Consider the following 17,361-nt stretch of genomic DNA (forward strand, 5'->3'; position numbering starts at 1 on the left):
GCGGCGGTGCGTCCCGCTTCTAGCGAACACCCGCGAACCTAGGATGGGAGGCATGCCTTTTCCCTCCGTGACGCACACCGACGTCCCCGCGCTCGAGTCTGGAGCCGACGCGATCTTGCTGGTGGTCGCGAAGTCCGATGGCACCGCGCCCGACCCGAACGGCTGGGACGGCCTCAACGCTTCTCTCTCCGCGATCGGTTTCACCGGTGCCGCGGGCTCGTTCCAGCGCGTGCACGTCCCCGGTGTGGCGTTTCCCGTCGCCGTGGTCGGTGCCGGTGCGGATCCGGAAGACGCGGCTCTGCGTGACGCCGCCGCCATCGGTCTGCGACAGCTCACCGGTTTCGAGCACGTCGCGGTCGAGCCGCTCGTCGAGGCGTCGTGGGCGCCCCTCGCGGAGGGTGCCGCTCTGGGCGGATACCGTTTCGCCGGCTACAAGACCGAGGCACCCAAGACCCGCGCCTCGCGGGTGACGGTCCACACGTCTGCCGCGCCCGGCGAGGGCGAGCAGGCCGCGGTGGGCGCTGTCGCCGGTGCGGTGGCGCTGGTGAAGGATCTCGTGACCACGCCGGCCGAGTGGCTCGGTCCCGCCGACTTCGCCGACGCCGCGGTGGCCGCGGTCGACGGGCTTCCCGTCACGGTGGAGGTCCTCGACGAGTCCGCGCTGAGCGAGGGCGGCTACGGCGGCATCCTGGGTGTCGGCCAGGGGTCCGACCGGCCGCCCCGTCTGGTCCACCTGGAGTACTCCCCCGACGACGCCGAACGACACGTCGCCCTCGTCGGCAAGGGCATCACGTTCGACACAGGTGGACTTTCCCTCAAGCCCGCGGCATCCATGGTCGGCATGAAGTACGACATGGCCGGTGCGGCGACCGTTCTCGCGGTGCTGCGTGCCGCGGCGGAATTGCGGCTCCCGGTCCACGTCAGCGCGTGGCTGTGCATCGCCGACAACATGCCGTCGGGGCGCGCGACGCGTCCGGGCGACGTGTTGCGAATGCTGGACGGAACGACCGTCGAGGTTCTGAACACGGACGCGGAAGGCCGTCTCGTTCTCGCGGACGGTCTCGTCGCCGCGAGCCGTGAGAACCCCGATCTCATCGTCGATGTCGCGACCCTCACGGGTGCGATCACGGTCGCGCTCGGCAACCGCCACACGGGCGTCATGGGCGACGACGAGTCCGTGGCCGAATACCTGGCGGCCGCTGACCGCGTCGGTGAGCTCGCCTGGCAGCTGCCGCTCCCCGCGCACATGGTCGATGAGCTGGACTCCCCCATCGCCGATCTGCAGAACGCGAAGATCGGCGACCCCGCGGGTGGCTCGCTCTTCGCGGGCCTCTTCCTCCGGCATTTCGTCGGGCGCGTTTCGGAAGAGCCGGACGCGCCGCGCATCCCATGGGTGCATTTGGACATCGCCGGTGTGGGCATGAACAAGGGCGCTCCGTTCGGGGTGACCGACAAGGGCGTGACCGGCGCGACGGTTCGTTCGCTCATCGATCTCATCTCGGCGGGCGGCGCGCGGTGACCGAGTACACCGCCGACGTCGTCGTTCTCGGTGGCGGCAGCGGTGGCTATGCCGCCGCGTTGCGCTTGGCCGAACTCGGAAAGGATGTCGTCCTGGTCGAGAAGGACAAGCTCGGCGGCACGTGTCTGCATCGCGGATGCATCCCCACGAAGGCTCTCCTGCACGCGGCCGAGGTCGCCGATGCCGCCCGGGGAGCGTCCGACATCGGCGTGCGGACGTCCTTCGACGGGATCGACCCTGCGCGAGTCCGCGCCTACCGCGAGGGCATCGTCGCGAAGAAGTTCAAGGGACTGGAAGGCCTGATCTCCACCCGCGGCATCCGAGTCGTCCGGGGCGAGGGCGCCCTGGAGACCGGACCCGCGGTCCGGGTGGGCGAGGATCTCTACCGGGGGTCCGACGTGATCCTCGCGACCGGGTCGTACAGCCGTACGCTCCCCGGCCTCGAGATCGGCGGGAGAGTCCTCACCAGCGAACAGGCGCTGGATCTGGATGTCGTGCCCGACCGTGTCGTGGTTCTCGGCGGGGGCGTCATCGGCGTGGAGTTCGCCAGCGTCTGGCGGTCGTTCGGCGTCGAGGTCACGATCGTCGAGGCGCTTCCGCACCTGCTGCCGGCGGAGGACGTCTCCTCCAGCAAGGCGCTCGAGCGGGCATTCCGCAAGCGCGGCATCGGGTTTCAGCTGGGTCGTCGATTCTCCTCGGTCAGCCAGACGGACTCCAGCGCGACCGTCGTCCTCGACGACGGAACGTCGCTCGATGCCGACTACGTTCTCGTGGCCGTCGGGCGCGGACCCGCGACAGCGGGGATGGGCTTCGAAGAGTCCGGCGTGACCCTCGACCGCGGATTCGTTCGAACCGACGACCGCTTGCGCACGGCGACCCCGCACGTGTGGGCCGTGGGCGACATCGTTCCCGGGCTGCAACTGGCCCATCGCGGGTTCCAGCAGGGCATCTTCGTCGCCGAGGAGATCGCGGGCCTCTCCCCGGTCCTGGTGCCGGACGTCGACGTGCCGCGCGTCGCGTATTCGCATCCCGAGGTCGCCTCCGTCGGATTGACCGAGGAGCAGGCGCGTGAGCGGTTCGGCGCTGACGCGATCCGCGCGTACGAGTACAACCTCGCCGGCAACGGGCGCAGCGAGATCATCGGCACAGCGGGCATCGTGAAGGTGGTCCGCCGCGCCGACGGTCCGATCCTGGGCACGCATCTCGTGGGCGACCGCGTCGGTGAACTCATCACCGAGGCGCAGCTCGCCGTGGGGTGGGAAGCCCACCCCGAGGACATCGCTCCGTTCATCCACGCCCACCCGACGCAGAGCGAAGCCCTCGGCGAGGCCTACCTCGCACTGGCCGGCAAGCCTCTGCACGCACTCTGATCCCCCAGCCGTCACTAAGCTAGACACCGCATCCGGTACGAAGGAGACATATCCATGAGCACTTCCGTCGTCCTCCCCGCTCTCGGCGAGAGCGTGACCGAGGGAACGGTCACCCGCTGGCTCAAGCAGGTCGGTGACACCGTCCAGGAGGACGAAGGTCTCTTGGAGATCTCGACCGACAAGGTCGACACCGAGATCCCCTCGCCCGTCTCGGGCGTGATCGAGGAGATCCTCGTCCAGGAGGACGAGACCGTCGAAGTCGGCGCCATCCTCGCCAAGATCGGCGACGGCTCGGGTTCCGCGCCTGCCGACGACGCTCCTGCGGCCGCCCCCGCTGAGGAGACCCCCGCCCCCGCGGAAGAGGCTCCCGCCGCCGAAGCAGCCCCCGCCGCGCCCGCTCCCACCGAGCAGCCCGCCGCCGCCCCCGCGGCCTCGAGCGACGCCACCGAGGTCACCCTGCCCGAGCTGGGCGAGAGCGTCACCGAGGGCACCATCACCCGCTGGCTCAAGGCCGTCGGCGACGACGTCGCTGTCGACGAGCCCCTTCTCGAGATCTCGACCGACAAGGTCGACACCGAGATCCCGTCGCCCGTGGCCGGCACGCTGCAGGAGATCCTCGTCCAGGAGGACGAGACGGTCGCCGTCGGGTCCGCTCTCGCTCGCATCGGCAGCGGTGCGGCCGCGCCCGCTCAAGCACAGCCCGCGCCCGCCATCGAGGAAAAGCCCATCCAGCAGCCTCAGCCGTCCGAGGTGCAGGAGCAGCCCGCTGCCCCCGCCGAGGAGAAGCCCGCTGAGCCTGCTCCCGCTTCGGCCGCCGAGCCCGCTGCCGCACCGCAGCCGGCCGCACAGCCCTCGGCGCCCGCCTCCAGCGGCGACGAGATCACCTACGTCACGCCGCTCGTCCGCCGCCTCGCGCAGCAGCAGGGCGTCGACCTCGCCACGGTGACCGGCAGCGGCGTGGGTGGACGCATCCGCAAGGAGGACGTCCTCAAGGCCGCCGAGGCCGCGAAGAGCGCTCCCGCCGCCGCGGCGCCGGCCGCTCCGGCCGCAGCCGCTCCCGCCGCGCCCGTCGAGGTTTCGCCGCTGCGCGGAACCACCCAGAAGATGTCGCGTCTGCGCAAGGTCATCGCCGAGCGTGCCGTCGCGTCGATGCAGGCCACGGCGCAGCTCACGACGGTGGTCGAGGTCGACGTGACGAAGGTCGCGGCGCTTCGCGATCGCGTGAAGGGCGAGTTCCAGCAGAAGACCGGCGACAAGCTGTCGTTCCTCCCGTTCTTCGCCCTCGCCGCCGTCGAGGCGCTCAAGACGTACCCGATCGTGAACTCCACGGTCGAGGGCGACGAGATCGTCTACCCCGCGCAAGAGAACGTCTCGATCGCCGTCGACACGGAGCGTGGCTTGCTCACGCCCGTCGTGAAGAACGCCGGTGAGAAGAACATCGCACAGCTCGCCCGCGAGATCGCCGACCTGGCGGCCCGCACGCGCGACAACAAGCTGAAGCCCGACGAGCTCGCCGGCGGCACGTTCACGCTGACCAACACCGGCTCGCGTGGCGCGCTGTTCGACACGCCGATCGTCTTCCTGCCGCAGTCGGCCATCCTCGGCCTCGGCGCGGTGGTGAAGAAGCCCGGCGTCGTGTCGGTCGACGGCAAGGATGCGATCTCGGTCCGCTCGTACGTCTACCTCGCGCTGTCGTACGACCACCGGATCATCGATGGTGCCGATGCGGCTCGTTTCCTGGGAGCCGTGAAGACCCGCCTCGAGGCTGCGCAGTTCGAAGGCGATCTCGGGATCTGATCTCCCCTTCGGCCGCCTCATGATGGCTGGTCCGCGACCTCTTCGAGGGAACGGACCAGCCATCGGTCGTTCTGACGAACGAGAGTGACGTACTGCGTCTGCTCGTCGCCGGTCAGGCGAACGATGGCCACACCGCCGAAGTCGTCGATCACGTCGAGTTCGGCGCTCGTCGGATCCAGGGGCGCGAGCGCTTCCGGGGGCCGCGACTCCCACAGTGCGGAAGAGCAGTCGTCGTCCGCGCAGGAGGCGAGGGTGCGGAGGAGGGCCAGGGCAGCGGTTCTCACGTCCCCGTCCGGCGGGACCGACGTCTCGCTCGGCGGCGTGCTGATCCGGGCCGCTTCGGGGCCTTCCGGCGCCGGCTCGGGACCGGCCGTGGCGACTCCACCTGGCGCGATGGGCATCACCGTCTCGTCGGCACCGGGCGATCGGCCCGCGCTCGGTGACGACAGAGATGCACCGCTCCCGTTCCGCGCGTCCGCCGGCGCCGCGGGCTGGGATATCACCGTGGCCCCGACCACGAGAGCCACCGTGACGCCGACGCCGACGAGGAGGGCTCGCCGCGAGACACGGCGCACCGCCCCACGAAGACGATCGAGGAGCGTCTCGGCACCGTCACGCGAATCTTCATGGGCGACACGAGACAGTTCCTCGTCGGCGACAGGTGTCAGCGGCCCGAGGACGAGGGGTCGAGGCTCGACGACCAAGAGCAGCCGTCTCACCGAGATGTCCCACGCCGGCGGAGGGTCGGTCAGCACTCCGTCGCGAAGTCGCGCGAACCCGGGTCGGACATCGGCGTCCACGAGCGAGACCAGCTCGTCCAGGACGGCGACCGTAGCCGTCACGATGTCGGCACCACCCGGATGGTCCTCGAGAACGGGACGCCCTTCCGCCGTCAGGCGCCACTCCCCTCCGGCCGCACGAGAAGGCGCCAAGGCACAGCCGCGCACGACGCCGATCGCGAGCGTGGCGGCCTCGCCGGTCGTCAGGGCGAAGGCACTGCGACGCCGACGGTGCAGATAGCTCGCGACGCTGTCGATGGTGGTGTCGAGCGGAGTCCGTTGCATGGTCCGATGCTCGCGTGCCGGCGCAACGGGCATGGGCGAAGGCGACGCATTCGGGGGACGGGACTGCGATCCGCGCCGATGGGGAGGAGGCGTGCCGGGGGCGAAGATAGAATCGACGGCATGGCCGCTCGCACCTCCACCCCCGAGAAGCGTCCGGGATTCTTCTCCCAGCTTCGCACCCTCTACACCTTCACGCAGAAGGAGTACCGCTGGCTGCCCTTCGCGTTGGCGGGCATCGTGCTCGTGGGCACCGCTCTCGGTGTCCTCGTCGGCTTCCTCATCCCCGGATCCGCCGCGTGGAGCATCGTCCTGTGGGGTGTCACGGGGCTCCTCGCTGGCATCCTGGTCGGCATGATCACCATGACGCGGTTGTCGACGAGTGCGATGTACCGGAAGATCGATGGAATGCCGGGTGCGACCGGTCAGGTGCTCTCCTCGTCGCTGGGGCGCAACTGGCAGGCCTCCGAGACGCCGATCGGTGTCAACCCGCGCACGCAGGAGGCGGTCTATCGTGCCATCGGTCGCGGCGGTGTCGTCCTGATCGGCGAGGGTTCGCGGACGCGGCTCTCGCGCCTCGTGAACGAGGAACGCGCACGTGTGCAGCGGGTCGCCGCGGGTGTGCCCGTGACGGTGCTCTACGTCGGGCACGGTGAGGACGACGTGCAGATCAAGGACTTGGCGTCCGCGATCAAGTCCCTCCCGAAGAAGGTGAACCGCACCACGCAGGCCGCCGTCATCAAGCGCGTGTCGTCCGTGTCGCAGGGGCTGTCGTCCCTCCCGATCCCGAAGGGCGTCGACCCGACCAAGATGCGGGCTCCGCGCCCCCGCTGACCACGATGAACGGCCCCGCACCCGCGGGGCCGTCTTCGTTTCAGCTGCGGACGAGAACCGTGCCGGCGGCCTTGTCGTGCAACCCGCGCTGATCGGCATCCCACACCACGGCGGGAATGATGAGCCCGAGCAGCAGCGTGCGGACGATCGGCCGCCACAGCCCGACCCAGCCCCCGGACGCCCGCTCGAGGCGCATGCCGAGCAGCCGATGTCCCGGGCTCCCGCCGATGAGCGGAATGAAGACGATCTGGACGAGGAAGAAGATGATGTTCGTCGCCACCGGATTCGCGAATGGGACCCCGGTCACGGGATCGGGCGCCGAGAAGAAGGCGTACCCGATCAATCCGGCGCACGCGACATCGACGAGCAGGGCGGCGACACGCCGTCCGGGACGGGCGATGGAGCCGCGTCCTTCGCGAGGAAGCCCGAGCCGCTGGCCCGGATAGTCGTTGTCTGCGGGGGCGGTCACACCTCCAGCGTAATCGGGGCGGTGTAACACGCCCGAAACATCCGAGATATCGCCGAGACACCGGTTCTGGATAGGGTCAGGGAGGCTGGCCGAGGTCGGCCGATCCCGAATGTTCTACCTCTGGAGTCTTCATGTTCAAAGATTCGTCCGAGGTGCTGAAGTTCATCCAGGACGAGGACGTCAAGTTCCTCGACATCCGTTTCACGGACCTTCCTGGTGTGCAGCAGCACTTCAACATTCCCGCGTCGACCGTCGACGAGGAGTTCTTCACCGTCGGACAGCTGTTCGATGGCTCGTCGATCCGCGGGTTCGCGAACATCCACGAGTCGGACATGCAGCTCATTCCCGACGTGACGACGGCGTACCTCGACCCGTTCCGCGAGGCGAAGACGCTCATCATGGTCTTCGACATCTACAACCCGCGCAACGGCGAGATCTACTCGAAGGACCCGCGTCAGGTCGCCAAGAAGGCGGAGAAGTTCCTCGCCTCCACCGGCATCGCCGACACGGCTTTCTTCGCTCCCGAAGCCGAGTTCTACATCTTCGACGACGTCCGCTACGAAGTGAAGCAGAACTCCAGCTTCTACTCGGTGGACTCCGAAGAGGGTGCCTGGAACACCGGTCGCGTGGAAGAGGGTGGAAACCTCGCCAACAAGACGCCCTACAAGGGCGGCTACTTCCCCGTCTCGCCCGTCGACAAGCAGGCCGACCTGCGTGACGACATCAGCCTGAAGCTGATCGACGCCGGTCTCATCCTCGAGCGTGCACACCACGAGGTGGGCACCGGTGGACAGGCCGAGATCAACTACCGCTTCGACACCATGGTGCACGCGGCTGACGACATCCTGAAGTTCAAGTACATCGTCAAGAACACCGCCCTCGAGTGGGGCAAGGTCGCGACCTTCATGCCGAAGCCCCTCTTCGGCGACAACGGTTCGGGCATGCACACGCACCAGTCGCTGTGGAACGACGGCAAGCCGCTGTTCTACGACGAGGCCGGCTACGGCGGTCTCTCCGACATCGCGCGCTGGTACATCGGTGGCATCCTGGCCCACGCGCCCGCGGTGCTCGCGTTCACCAACCCGACGCTCAACAGCTACCACCGTCTGGTGAAGGGCTTCGAGGCTCCCGTCAACCTGGTGTACTCGGCCGGTAACCGCTCGGCGGCCATCCGTATCCCGATCACGGGTACCAACCCGAAGGCCAAGCGCATCGAGTTCCGTGCTCCGGATGCCTCGGGCAACCCGTACCTCGCCTTCGCTGCGCAGCTGATGGCCGGTATCGACGGCATCAAGAACCGCATCGAGCCGCACGAGCCCGTCGACAAGGACCTCTACGAGCTCCCGCCCGAGGAGGCCAAGAACATCCCGCAGGTGCCGAACTCGCTGCTCGACTCGCTCGAGGCTCTCCGCGCCGACCACGAGTTCCTGCTCGCCGGCGGCGTCTTCACGGAGGAGCTCATCGAGACCTGGATCGAGTACAAGATCGAGAACGAGATCCAGCCGATCGCTCAGCGCCCGCACCCCTTCGAGTACGAGCTGTACTTCGGGGTCTGATTCCGGGGAGGTCTTCGGGACCGTACTTCCGGTTTCCGAGGCCAGTGATTTACTGAGCCCCAGGCGGCAGTTGCCGTCTGGGGCTCAGTCTATCTCTGGACGTTTACGGACGGCTACGGGCAGTAAACGGACGGGATTTCGGACGGAGCGGAGAACCGCTTCTGCGGTGCCGTCGGCACTCCCGTGCGGCCGAGTCAGATACGCGTCGCGGTGAGAACGGGGAGGTCACCGCCCGCCGCGTACCCCGCCGACTCGCGCTCGACGAGTTGACGGGCGCGACGCTCGGCGAGTCGAGCCCGGATCAGAATGACGAGCGTGATCGGGCCGTTGACGAGGAACTTCAGTGTGTTCCAGATGAAGAGCAGCACGAGCAGGTTCAGCCACCCCGGCCCGCCGTCGGCGATCCAGACGGTCAGGAGCCACGCGCCGAGCAGGTACGGCACGGCGATGAGCATGGCGGACACGCCCCACTTCAGTCCGCGGCGCGTCCGCAGCGCGTTGAGCAGGATGTTCGTCGGCATGTAAGTCCGCAGGAACAGCCGAACCCGGATGCTGAGATTCCAGAGCAGTCGGAGCATGATGTCCGCCTCCTGAGAGGGTGCGTAGCTCCGCCGAGGAGGTAGATCATGTGGTGAGCGTCCCGAGAGGACCGTCGCAAGCGACCTAGAAATCGTGGCTACTACCTCGAAGTCGAGGCTACGCCCGTCCTCGGACATGCGGAAGGTCCCGCGCCAAATCACTACTGCGAGGAGGACAACGACGTGGACGAGCGGCGGTTGAACCTCGTCAGCTCTGCGCCCGTTAGCTGAGGGTGTCGACCCAATCGTTCATCGACGTGCTCACGACGTTGCCAGTGTGGACCGTTCCGAGACCGTTCACGTATCGAGAAGTCAGCAGCGCCTTGTTGTGGTCGTTGAGATTCTGCTCGAAGACGCCGCCCACGAAGATCGGATCGGCCCACCCTCTGCCTGCTTCGTGTGCCAGGTGAGCGGCGCGGTTGACGACATCACCCATGTAGACGACGTCGTTGATTCCACTTCCGCTGAATCCCGCCTTGATCATGAGCACTCGGCCGTAGTCGACGCCGATGCCGATCTTCAGGGGGTCGATTCCCAACTTCGCGTAGTGGTGGTTGAGCAGCTTGATGAGTGTGTTCGCCTGATAGGCAATGCTAAATACATCGTCGATGTGTGTCATCTGCGTGGTCTTATACACAGCCCAAACGCAGTCTCCAACGATGTTTACTTCCCTGACGTACAGATCGGAGTTCAGCACCGCCACCATCTCAGAGATGAATGCGCGATAGATCTTTGCGAGAGTTGGGCGCTTATGCTTAGCGGTGAGCCCAGAAGAGTCTCGGATGTCGATGAAGACGGCCGAGCACATCCCGTAGAACCCGTTCGTGAACGTGAGCGCGTCCCGGTCGGGCAGCCCGTCGACCTCCTCGAAGCTTCCTGCGGGCTGATCCAGGATCGCCTTGATCCGATCGGAACTGCTCGTGTAGCTGTACGCCTTGTAGTTGCCGTCCATGTTGCCCGTTCTCAGATGCTTTCAATCCCGACGATGATTGCGACCGCCGCGACGCACGCGCCAGCCGCTAACGCCGACCGGATCGCCCATTTCACGTACTTCGCCTTGAGTGTCGCGATCTTTGCGTTCGCGTGGACCTGATCCGCGAGATCCCGGACTAGTTCGCGCGGATCCGCTGTCAGCGTGCCTAGCACCTCCGTGTAGCCGGGACGGTCACCTCTGAAATGTCGGGCGATGCTTGCGAAGAAGACCCGATTGATTGCTTCAGGGGCGGCGTCCTTGTCGTTGACGCGCGGAGTCAGAGTCCAGCCGCACAGCGCCGCGGTCAGCACCAGGAGCGCACACGCAGCGACGACAACCACATCGAAGATGGGAGAGCGCTGCGTGAACTCCCTGACGAGGTTGAATAGCATCGTGCCGAGAACACCAACGAAAGCGAGAGTCACCCCCGCCTTGGCGTCGGAGTGACGAATCCACTCGTTGACGAGACTCAGCAGTTTCCACGCGTGATCAGGATTGGGTTCGGGCGCAGCCGGTCTCGTTGCACGGCGGAAAATCGGTAGAGGCACGCGTCGAACGTACTCGGGGGCACCGACATCATGGGCGATTCAGTGCCTAGGCGTGTCCACCAAGGCACCTACGTGGAGAACACGGGACAACGTGCATCCGTGCCGCTACATACGTACGCGGGGCGTAGAGAGCTCTGGCACATACGATCCCGGCTCCGGTTCGGCCGCGCGTGCCGCGGTCTGCTGTGCGCGGTGGATCGCGGCGCGTGCTCGCGCGGCGTCTGTGCGCTGCCGCACGTCGTCGCCGATGACTCCGCGCGTGCTGGCCTCGGTGATGCCGTAGGTATCGCGGTAGGCAGCGACGGTGCGCGCCTCGCGTCGCCACAGAGCCGCGAGCTGCGGATCTGCGGGCTCTGTGCCGAGTTCCACGACCCATGCCGCGGACGCGCCGACCGCTTCGGCGACGAGTGCGTCTGCGCGCTGCTCGATGAGTGCGGCGCGTTCGCGCAGCGCGGTGCGCATGTCCTCGTCCATTGTGCCGAGAGCCGGGGTGATGAGTCCGGCGATGGGAGTGGTGGGCTGGCGCACGCGCCCGGCACCGTTCGTTCGGGTCAGGGCTCGGATCACGCGTTCGTGGAGCACCGCGGCCACGTCGTCCGCGTCGTCGAGCGGGCGTGAGGCGACGAGCGCGCCCAGCAGGCGATCCGCGTCGTACCCGTCCGCTTCGGCGCGACGCAGCTCGGCACCGAGCGCGCCGAACGCGGTCGATCCAATGGCCGCGTCCGCTTCGGCCTCGGTGAGTCGGGTGGCGCGCACGAGGGCTTCCCACCTCGGCTGTTGTGCGGCGGCGGCGATGGTCTCGTACTCGGCGGCGAAGTGCGCGATCGAGCCCCAGGTGTCCTGCTCGGCCGTGATCATCTGGCGGGCGGAGAGTTCCGCGCCGACGTGCTGGAGCACCCCGGCGAGCACCTTGCGCGCCGCGACCGCGGTGGTGTCCTGGGTCGGCGGGTGGATGTGGTCGTCGTCGGGGCGGTTGATCGAGACGTAGGCGGTGTTGCGGAGTCGGCCGCGGGTCATGGCGACGTAGAAGTTCTCACGCGTCGCGCCGGGCTCGACAAGGGTATGCCCGGTCTCGACCGTGACCCCTTGCGCCCGGTACGCGGTGACGGCGTAGCCGAGTTCGATGTGCTCGGCTACGTATTCGACCGGGAGGCGCACGCTCGCGCCCCAGCGCCGTCCGGCGGGTCGCACCCGCAACGACCCGTCGCTGAAGATGGCGGTGATCGTCCACCGGCTGCCGTTGCGCACCCATCCGCGCCCGGCGCGCAGCGCGCGGTCGTTGCGGCGGGTGATGATCGCGTCCCCGATGGATGCCTCGGTTCCGTCGTGCAGCCGTACCTCGGCGCGGGCGTCGACCACCTCGGCGAGTATGAGGTCGGCGCGGGCGCGCTGGTTCAGCGTGGTGACCATCGTGCTCGACTCGGCGATGAGGATGCTCGCCAGCCCGGCTGCCTGGTCGCGCTGCCATGCGGCGTAGGCGGCGTCGGCCATGCGCTCGGCTTCGCCCGCGCGGATGCGGCCGTGCGCTTGATAGGTGTCGATGGCTTCGACACGACCGTTGCGCAGGTCGAGCGTGGCGTCCTTCTCCCAAGCCGCGGCGATGCGGCGCACGTCGGTCAGCTCGGGCACGTCCTCACGGTCGGCGACGAGCATCCCGAACGCTCCCCCGGCATCGACGGACTGGAGCTGGGCGGGGTCGCCCACGAGCAGCACCTTCGCCCCGGCGTCGGCTGCGATGCGAACGAGCCGGTCGAGGGCAAGCGTCCCGGCGAGCGATGCCTCGTCCACGATCACGAGCTGCCCGGCGGCGAATCCCATGCCGTGGTCGCGGTAGGTCTGCCACCACTTCGCGGTGTTCTCCGTCGGGATGCCCAAGTCACCGGCCAGCACCTCGGCCGCGACCGCGGACGGTGCCAGGCCGACGACCGAGCCGTGCCCGTGCTCGGCCTCCCACGCGCGGCGCAACGCGCACAGCGCGGTGGTCTTGCCCGCCCCCGCGGGGCCGACGAGCAGGTCGAGCATTCGGCCCGACGACGCAATCGCGGTGAGCGCGACCCCTTGGTCGTCGCCGAGCGCGCGGCCCCGCTGGGGTTGCAGCGCGTGCGCGATGGTTGTATCCGCCAGGCGCGGCGCAACCTGCTCGCGGGAGCGTGCAAGTAGCCGGTCCTCGGCAGCGAGCACCGCGGCACCGCTGTAGCGGGCGGCGTTGCGCGGGCGGAACACGCTCGTCCCGTCCGTGCGCTGGAACGCAACGGGACTGGAGGCCAGCTCGGGCGGGGTGAGCCGGATGGATGCCTGCTCCGCGGCGTCAACGATCATCCCCGTGATCGCCTCACGATCCTCTGTGGCGGTGAACCGCCAGCCCATCGCCTGCCGCGCGGCCTCGGCGTAGAGATTCCAGTGGCTCCACGTCGTGCGCTTCTCCGCGACCGCTGCGACCACCGCCAGGCCGAGCCGGGCGATCTGCTCCAGCGGCACACCCTCCGCGCGCAGCAGCTCGACTGGCTCGACCTGGACGGCTTCCCGCGCCCATGCGCTCGCGTCTCGGCCGAGCAGTCGGCTCGCACGGGTGCGCCACTCCTGGGCGAGGTCGGCCAGCGGGCGGACTTCCTTGTCGGGCCGGGTCGCCAGCGTCGCCTGCTGCCGAAGCCGAATGATCGTCTCCCGCGACGGCGCGTGCCCGTGCGCGGCCTCGTACTCGGCGATCAGGCGATCCTTCTCGATGTCGATGTGCCGCGACCGGGACGAGAACTCCGCAACCAGTACCTCCGGCACCGTGGCGACCGCCCACACCGGATTGCGGTCGGCTCCCCGCTCGCGCCGCTGCCAGCCCACGCCGAGCGCGCGAGTCAGGTGGTCGGCGAAGACCGCGGTGTGCAGCTCGCTCAGCGCCACCGTCGCCGCGTGCAGAGGCCGGCCATCCAGCGACCGCCACTTCCCGTCGAAGATCGTGCGCACCTTGTTGCTCACCACAACATGCGTGTGCAACTGCGGATCGCCCGCCCGCGAGTCGAAGTGGTCGAACGCGGTTGCGATGAGTCCGGTCACCTCGACCTGCGCAACAGCGCCGTCACGGGAGCTTGCACCGGAGCGCGTCGCTGCAAGCTCGCGCTCCATGAACGCAACCACCTCCGCAACCGCCGCATGGTGCGCCTCCGCGATCCGCGCCTGGGTCGCCGCATCCGCAACCCCCCACAGCACCGACGCGGACTTCGGCAGCGAGAAGGTGAAGTCGTACCCGGCGACCGCCCGCCGCGAGGTGCGCGCCGACTCCTCCGCCTCGATCACCACAACGGCCTCGGCCCGCTCATCCGCGCCCAACGCCGGATCGAGCCGCAAGATGCGCGCCGCGATCCGATCCTCGATGCTCGGGAACACCGGAGACGCCTTCCCCAGCGGATCGCCCGTCACCGGGTCGCGCCCCATCCCCAGCAGAAGTTGGAGCTGCGCCTCCGAGACCGGCGCTCCTTCGTGAATCTCACCCTCCCCGAGCGCCGCGAGCCCGCCGCCCATCCAGCGGCCCGGCGGCGTGCCCTGCTTGGCGTAGTACCGGGTCAGCGGCGTCGACAGCGCCCGCTCCCCGTCAGCCGACGCCACCGAGCGCAGCAGGTACTTGTAGCCGTCCCCCGCGCCCATGACCCGCATCGAAACCGACACCCGGCACCGCCTCTCTCGTCAGAGAGGTGAGCCGCCGAGCCCGCCGTCAGGCCGGGTCGGCCTCGATGTGCAAGACGTGTAAGAGTCTCGAAGTGAGGCCACGGGGATGCCGTAGACGTCGGCCAGATCGTCAGTCGAGACCTGAAAGAGGGTCACCGCGAATCGCGCTTTGAGCGCGGCAGGGTCAACGGTGTCGGACACCGCGGCTAGCGTTGATGGTTAGGGATCGAGCATCAGCAGATGAGCGTCTGCAATGGCGTAGAGGAGGTCATGAGCAGGTCATGAAGGGACACCATCGGCGCCGGCCGTCATCACGGATCAGCGCCGATGCACCGCAGGGGGTGCGCGCCTGATGACTACGCAGATCGAAGTTGAAGCAACCGAGCCGACCGAACTGATCGATCCGCGGGCGCAACTTGCTGAATGGGGGAACTCCAATGACGAGTGGGCACGCCTGCTTGTCGCCGAAGTAATCGCTACTGGACGACCGGTCGGAACCTCCGTGGTCGAGAAGGCCTACCTGCTGTTCCGGCAGGAGAAGGCGCTCGATAAGCGGGATCTTCCGGCCGTTCCACTGCTCGATATCGAGGCTCGCCAGGACGAGTTGGCACCGCCCCTGTCGCTGACGCGGCTCTCCGAGGTGCGCGGTGTCAACGCACTGGTGGCAGGCGCAGTGATCGAGCCTCACGAGGGTCTGACGATCCTTTACGGGGAGAACGGCACCGGCAAGACGGGCTACTCGCGCATCTTCAAGGCTCTGGCCAACAGTCGCACGGCCGACACGATCCTGGGCAACATCGATGCCGACACTTCGGAGGCACAGTCCGCCAAGCTCGAGTTCAAGCTGGGTGAAGACGCCCAGGCTCTGACCTGGACGGGCGAGCTGGGTGTTTCACCGTTCACGCGCGTGTCGATCTTCGATAGCCCTGCCGTGCGTACCCACGTCGATGAAGACCTCGATTACGTCTACACCCCGGCCTCGCTGGCGCTGTTCAATGACGTCACGACTGCAATTCAGGCAGTGACCGCGCAGATCGATGCGGCTATCGCCGAGCTTGGTTCGAGTGGATCGGGACTGCTCTCTAGGTTCCAACGCGGATCGACGATCTATCCACTGATCGAGACCCTCGGCGCGTCAACCGATCTCGCCGATCTCAAGGCCAAGGCTAAGAGCGGAGACGACGTTGACCAACAGCTTGATGCCCTGAACCAAGGCGTTGCGGCCCTACGCGCCAACACGATGGGCGCCCAGATCGCTGGTCTCAAGAGCGAGCAACGAGTTCTGTCGGAGGCCGTGACCACGGCCGAAGCCCTGCTCGGCTTCGAGCAGATCAAGTACAACGAGGCACTGGCAACGCGCGCGCAGCTCACGACCGACTACCAGACGTTCCGTCGCGAGCTCTTCGCGGCTGCGGATCTGCCCGCTGAACCCGACGACACTTGGAACGACTTCATCGAGGCGGGCGAGACGTACCGCCAGCATCTCGTCGAGATTGAGGCGCACGATGCAGACCGCTGTCTCTACTGCCGCCAGCCTCTGCTCGATCCGGCGCGTGATCTGCTCACCCGCTACTCGGCATACCTTGAGGACAAGATCTCGGCGGACATCCGCGCCACCGACACCACGCTCGATGGCTACAAGCGGCAGGCTGTCGCGCTCCAAGGCAACGAGATGGCGTCGTTCATCCAGCAGTACAAGGACGTCGATCCAAGCGAGCGCCCGACCTACTTCGCTCAGGTTGAAGCGATCGAAGGGGCACGAAACACCTCCGCCACGGCAGCCGCAGCAGGCCAGCCGGTCAGCATCCAGATCACCGATCTCGTGGCCAAGCCCCGGGCCGAGGTCGGCACTGCGCTGACCACCGTGGGCAACAGCATCTCGGAGCTGGAGATCCTGCAGAAGGGCCGAACCGAGGCACTGGCTGAGAAGCAGGCAGAGCTGCTCGAACTCAAGGATGCCGTCGAGTTGGGCAAGTCCTGGTCGCTGATCGAGACGCAGGTCAAGAGCGCTAAGGAGGCCGATCGCCTCAAGACGCTCAAGCGTCCGCTGCCGGGCCTCGGCCGATCCGTGACCGCGCTCGCCAAGACCGCCAGCGACCAGTTGATCAATCAGAGCTTCGATGCGTTGTTCCTCGAGGAGTGCGAAGCGCTCCGCGCGCCATCGCTCAAAGTCCAGTTCGTCGGGCGAGAGGGTAAGGCGCAGCGCCGCAAGGTACTGAGCGGCAAGCACAAGCCCTCCAAGGTGCTCTCCGAGGGCGAGCAGAAGGTGTTGGCGCTCGCAGACTTCCTCGCCGAGGCACGCCTCGCGGGCATCACAGCGCCGGTCATCTTCGATGATCCGGTGTCAAGCCTCGATCACCGCCGCATCAAGGAAGTTGCCCAGCGCATCGCTCGACTGGCTGACGGCAACCAGGTCATCGTCTTCACTCACGACATCCTGTTCGCCACAACGCTTCTCGCACTGTTCGAGAAGTCCAAGCGGTGCGCCTATTTCCAGATCACTGACGAGAGCGGCAAGGGCAACGTGTCCCGTGCCACCGGACCACGCATCGACTCCTTGAACGCGATCAAGGGACGGATCAACAGCACCATCCAGGCCGCCAAGCAGTTGGACGGCGAAGCCCGGGGTGCGCTGGTCCACACCGGCTACAGCCACGTTCGTTCCTGGTGCGAGGTCTTCACGGAGGACGAGCTGCTCAAGGGCGTGACGCGGCGCTATCAGGCGAACGTTCAGATGACCACGCTCATCAACATCAACGTCGACAAGCTCGGCGAGATCATCCCCAAGGTCAGCGAAGTGTTCGAGCAGGCCTGCCGGTACATCGACGGTCATTCACAGGCTCTCATCACTCAGGGCGTCAGCCCGACTCTTGCTGGGCTCGAACAGCACTGGGCCGAGCTCCAGGAGCTGAAGAAGCTGAACGAAGGCAAGTCGAGATGATCCTGCTAGATCGCGTTGACCGGGCGACCCAACCCCCTCCACCAGGCTCGGAAGCGGT

12 protein-coding genes are annotated in these 17,361 nt (G+C 67.4%); 6 read left to right on the top strand and 6 right to left on the bottom strand.

Annotated elements, in window-relative coordinates:
* Positions 1-52 precede the first annotated feature (52 nt).
* From AC3WLZ_RS07765 to sucB, 3 genes are read left to right on the top strand one after another with little or no spacing between them, the layout of a single operon-like run.
* Positions 53-1,519 carry a leucyl aminopeptidase gene (locus AC3WLZ_RS07765; protein WP_492469653.1) on the top strand — a complete coding sequence of 489 codons (1,467 nt, stop codon included), beginning with the start codon at positions 53-55 and terminating at the stop codon, positions 1,517-1,519.
* Complete coding sequence (gene lpdA, locus AC3WLZ_RS07770) at positions 1,516-2,889, top strand: dihydrolipoyl dehydrogenase (protein ID WP_492469654.1); 1,374 nt, start codon at positions 1,516-1,518, stop codon at positions 2,887-2,889. Before AC3WLZ_RS07765 ends, lpdA begins: the two co-directional genes overlap by 4 nt.
* A gap of 54 nt (positions 2,890-2,943) precedes the next feature.
* Positions 2,944-4,686, top strand: coding sequence for a 2-oxoglutarate dehydrogenase, E2 component, dihydrolipoamide succinyltransferase (gene sucB / locus AC3WLZ_RS07775; protein ID WP_492469655.1), 1,743 nt, complete (start codon positions 2,944-2,946; stop codon positions 4,684-4,686).
* A 17-nt stretch (positions 4,687-4,703) separates the two neighbouring features.
* Here sucB and AC3WLZ_RS07780 read toward each other — a convergent pair whose 3' ends face one another.
* Positions 4,704-5,750 carry a hypothetical protein gene (locus tag AC3WLZ_RS07780; protein WP_492469656.1) on the bottom strand — a complete coding sequence of 349 codons (1,047 nt, stop codon included), beginning with the start codon at positions 5,748-5,750 and terminating at the stop codon, positions 4,704-4,706.
* A gap of 120 nt (positions 5,751-5,870) precedes the next feature.
* On the opposite strand from AC3WLZ_RS07780, the gene AC3WLZ_RS07785 reads away from it, so the two are divergent.
* Positions 5,871-6,581 (top strand): DUF4191 domain-containing protein, encoded by a 711-nt coding sequence (locus tag AC3WLZ_RS07785; protein ID WP_492469657.1) that lies wholly within the window; start codon positions 5,871-5,873, stop codon positions 6,579-6,581.
* Between the two features lie 40 nt (positions 6,582-6,621).
* Here the strand turns inward: AC3WLZ_RS07785 and AC3WLZ_RS07790 are convergent, their stop codons facing one another.
* On the bottom strand, positions 6,622-7,050 hold the full coding sequence (locus AC3WLZ_RS07790; RefSeq protein ID WP_492469658.1) for an RDD family protein: 429 nt from the start codon (positions 7,048-7,050) through the stop codon (positions 6,622-6,624).
* Between the two features lie 131 nt (positions 7,051-7,181).
* Between AC3WLZ_RS07790 and glnA the strand changes: the two genes are divergently transcribed.
* Entirely contained in the window at positions 7,182-8,606 is a 1,425-nt protein-coding gene (glnA, locus tag AC3WLZ_RS07795; RefSeq protein WP_412924514.1) for a type I glutamate--ammonia ligase, read from the top strand.
* Positions 8,607-8,800: 194 nt separating this feature from the next.
* On the opposite strand, the gene AC3WLZ_RS07800 is transcribed toward glnA, so the two are convergent.
* From AC3WLZ_RS07800 to mobF, 4 genes are all read right to left on the bottom strand, one after another.
* Positions 8,801-9,184 (bottom strand): sulfate permease, encoded by a 384-nt coding sequence (locus AC3WLZ_RS07800; protein WP_492469659.1) that lies wholly within the window; start codon positions 9,182-9,184, stop codon positions 8,801-8,803.
* 223 nt (positions 9,185-9,407) lie between these two features.
* Positions 9,408-10,136 (bottom strand): adenylate/guanylate cyclase domain-containing protein, encoded by a 729-nt coding sequence (locus tag AC3WLZ_RS07805; RefSeq protein ID WP_492469660.1) that lies wholly within the window; start codon positions 10,134-10,136, stop codon positions 9,408-9,410.
* A gap of 11 nt (positions 10,137-10,147) precedes the next feature.
* Positions 10,148-10,705, bottom strand: coding sequence for a Pycsar system effector family protein (locus tag AC3WLZ_RS07810; RefSeq protein ID WP_492469661.1), 558 nt, complete (start codon positions 10,703-10,705; stop codon positions 10,148-10,150).
* Positions 10,706-10,810: 105 nt separating this feature from the next.
* Complete coding sequence (mobF, locus tag AC3WLZ_RS07815) at positions 10,811-14,350, bottom strand: MobF family relaxase (RefSeq protein WP_492470954.1); 3,540 nt, start codon at positions 14,348-14,350, stop codon at positions 10,811-10,813.
* A gap of 364 nt (positions 14,351-14,714) precedes the next feature.
* Between mobF and AC3WLZ_RS07820 the strand changes: the two genes are divergently transcribed.
* The gene (locus AC3WLZ_RS07820; RefSeq protein WP_458041505.1) at positions 14,715-17,303 is read left to right on the top strand and encodes an AAA family ATPase; all 2,589 of its coding nucleotides are present in this window, start codon (positions 14,715-14,717) and stop codon (positions 17,301-17,303) included.
* The last annotated feature ends 58 nt before the right edge of the window (positions 17,304-17,361 follow it).

Source organism: Microbacterium sp. FW305-3-2-15-F-LB2 (assembly GCF_058787255.1).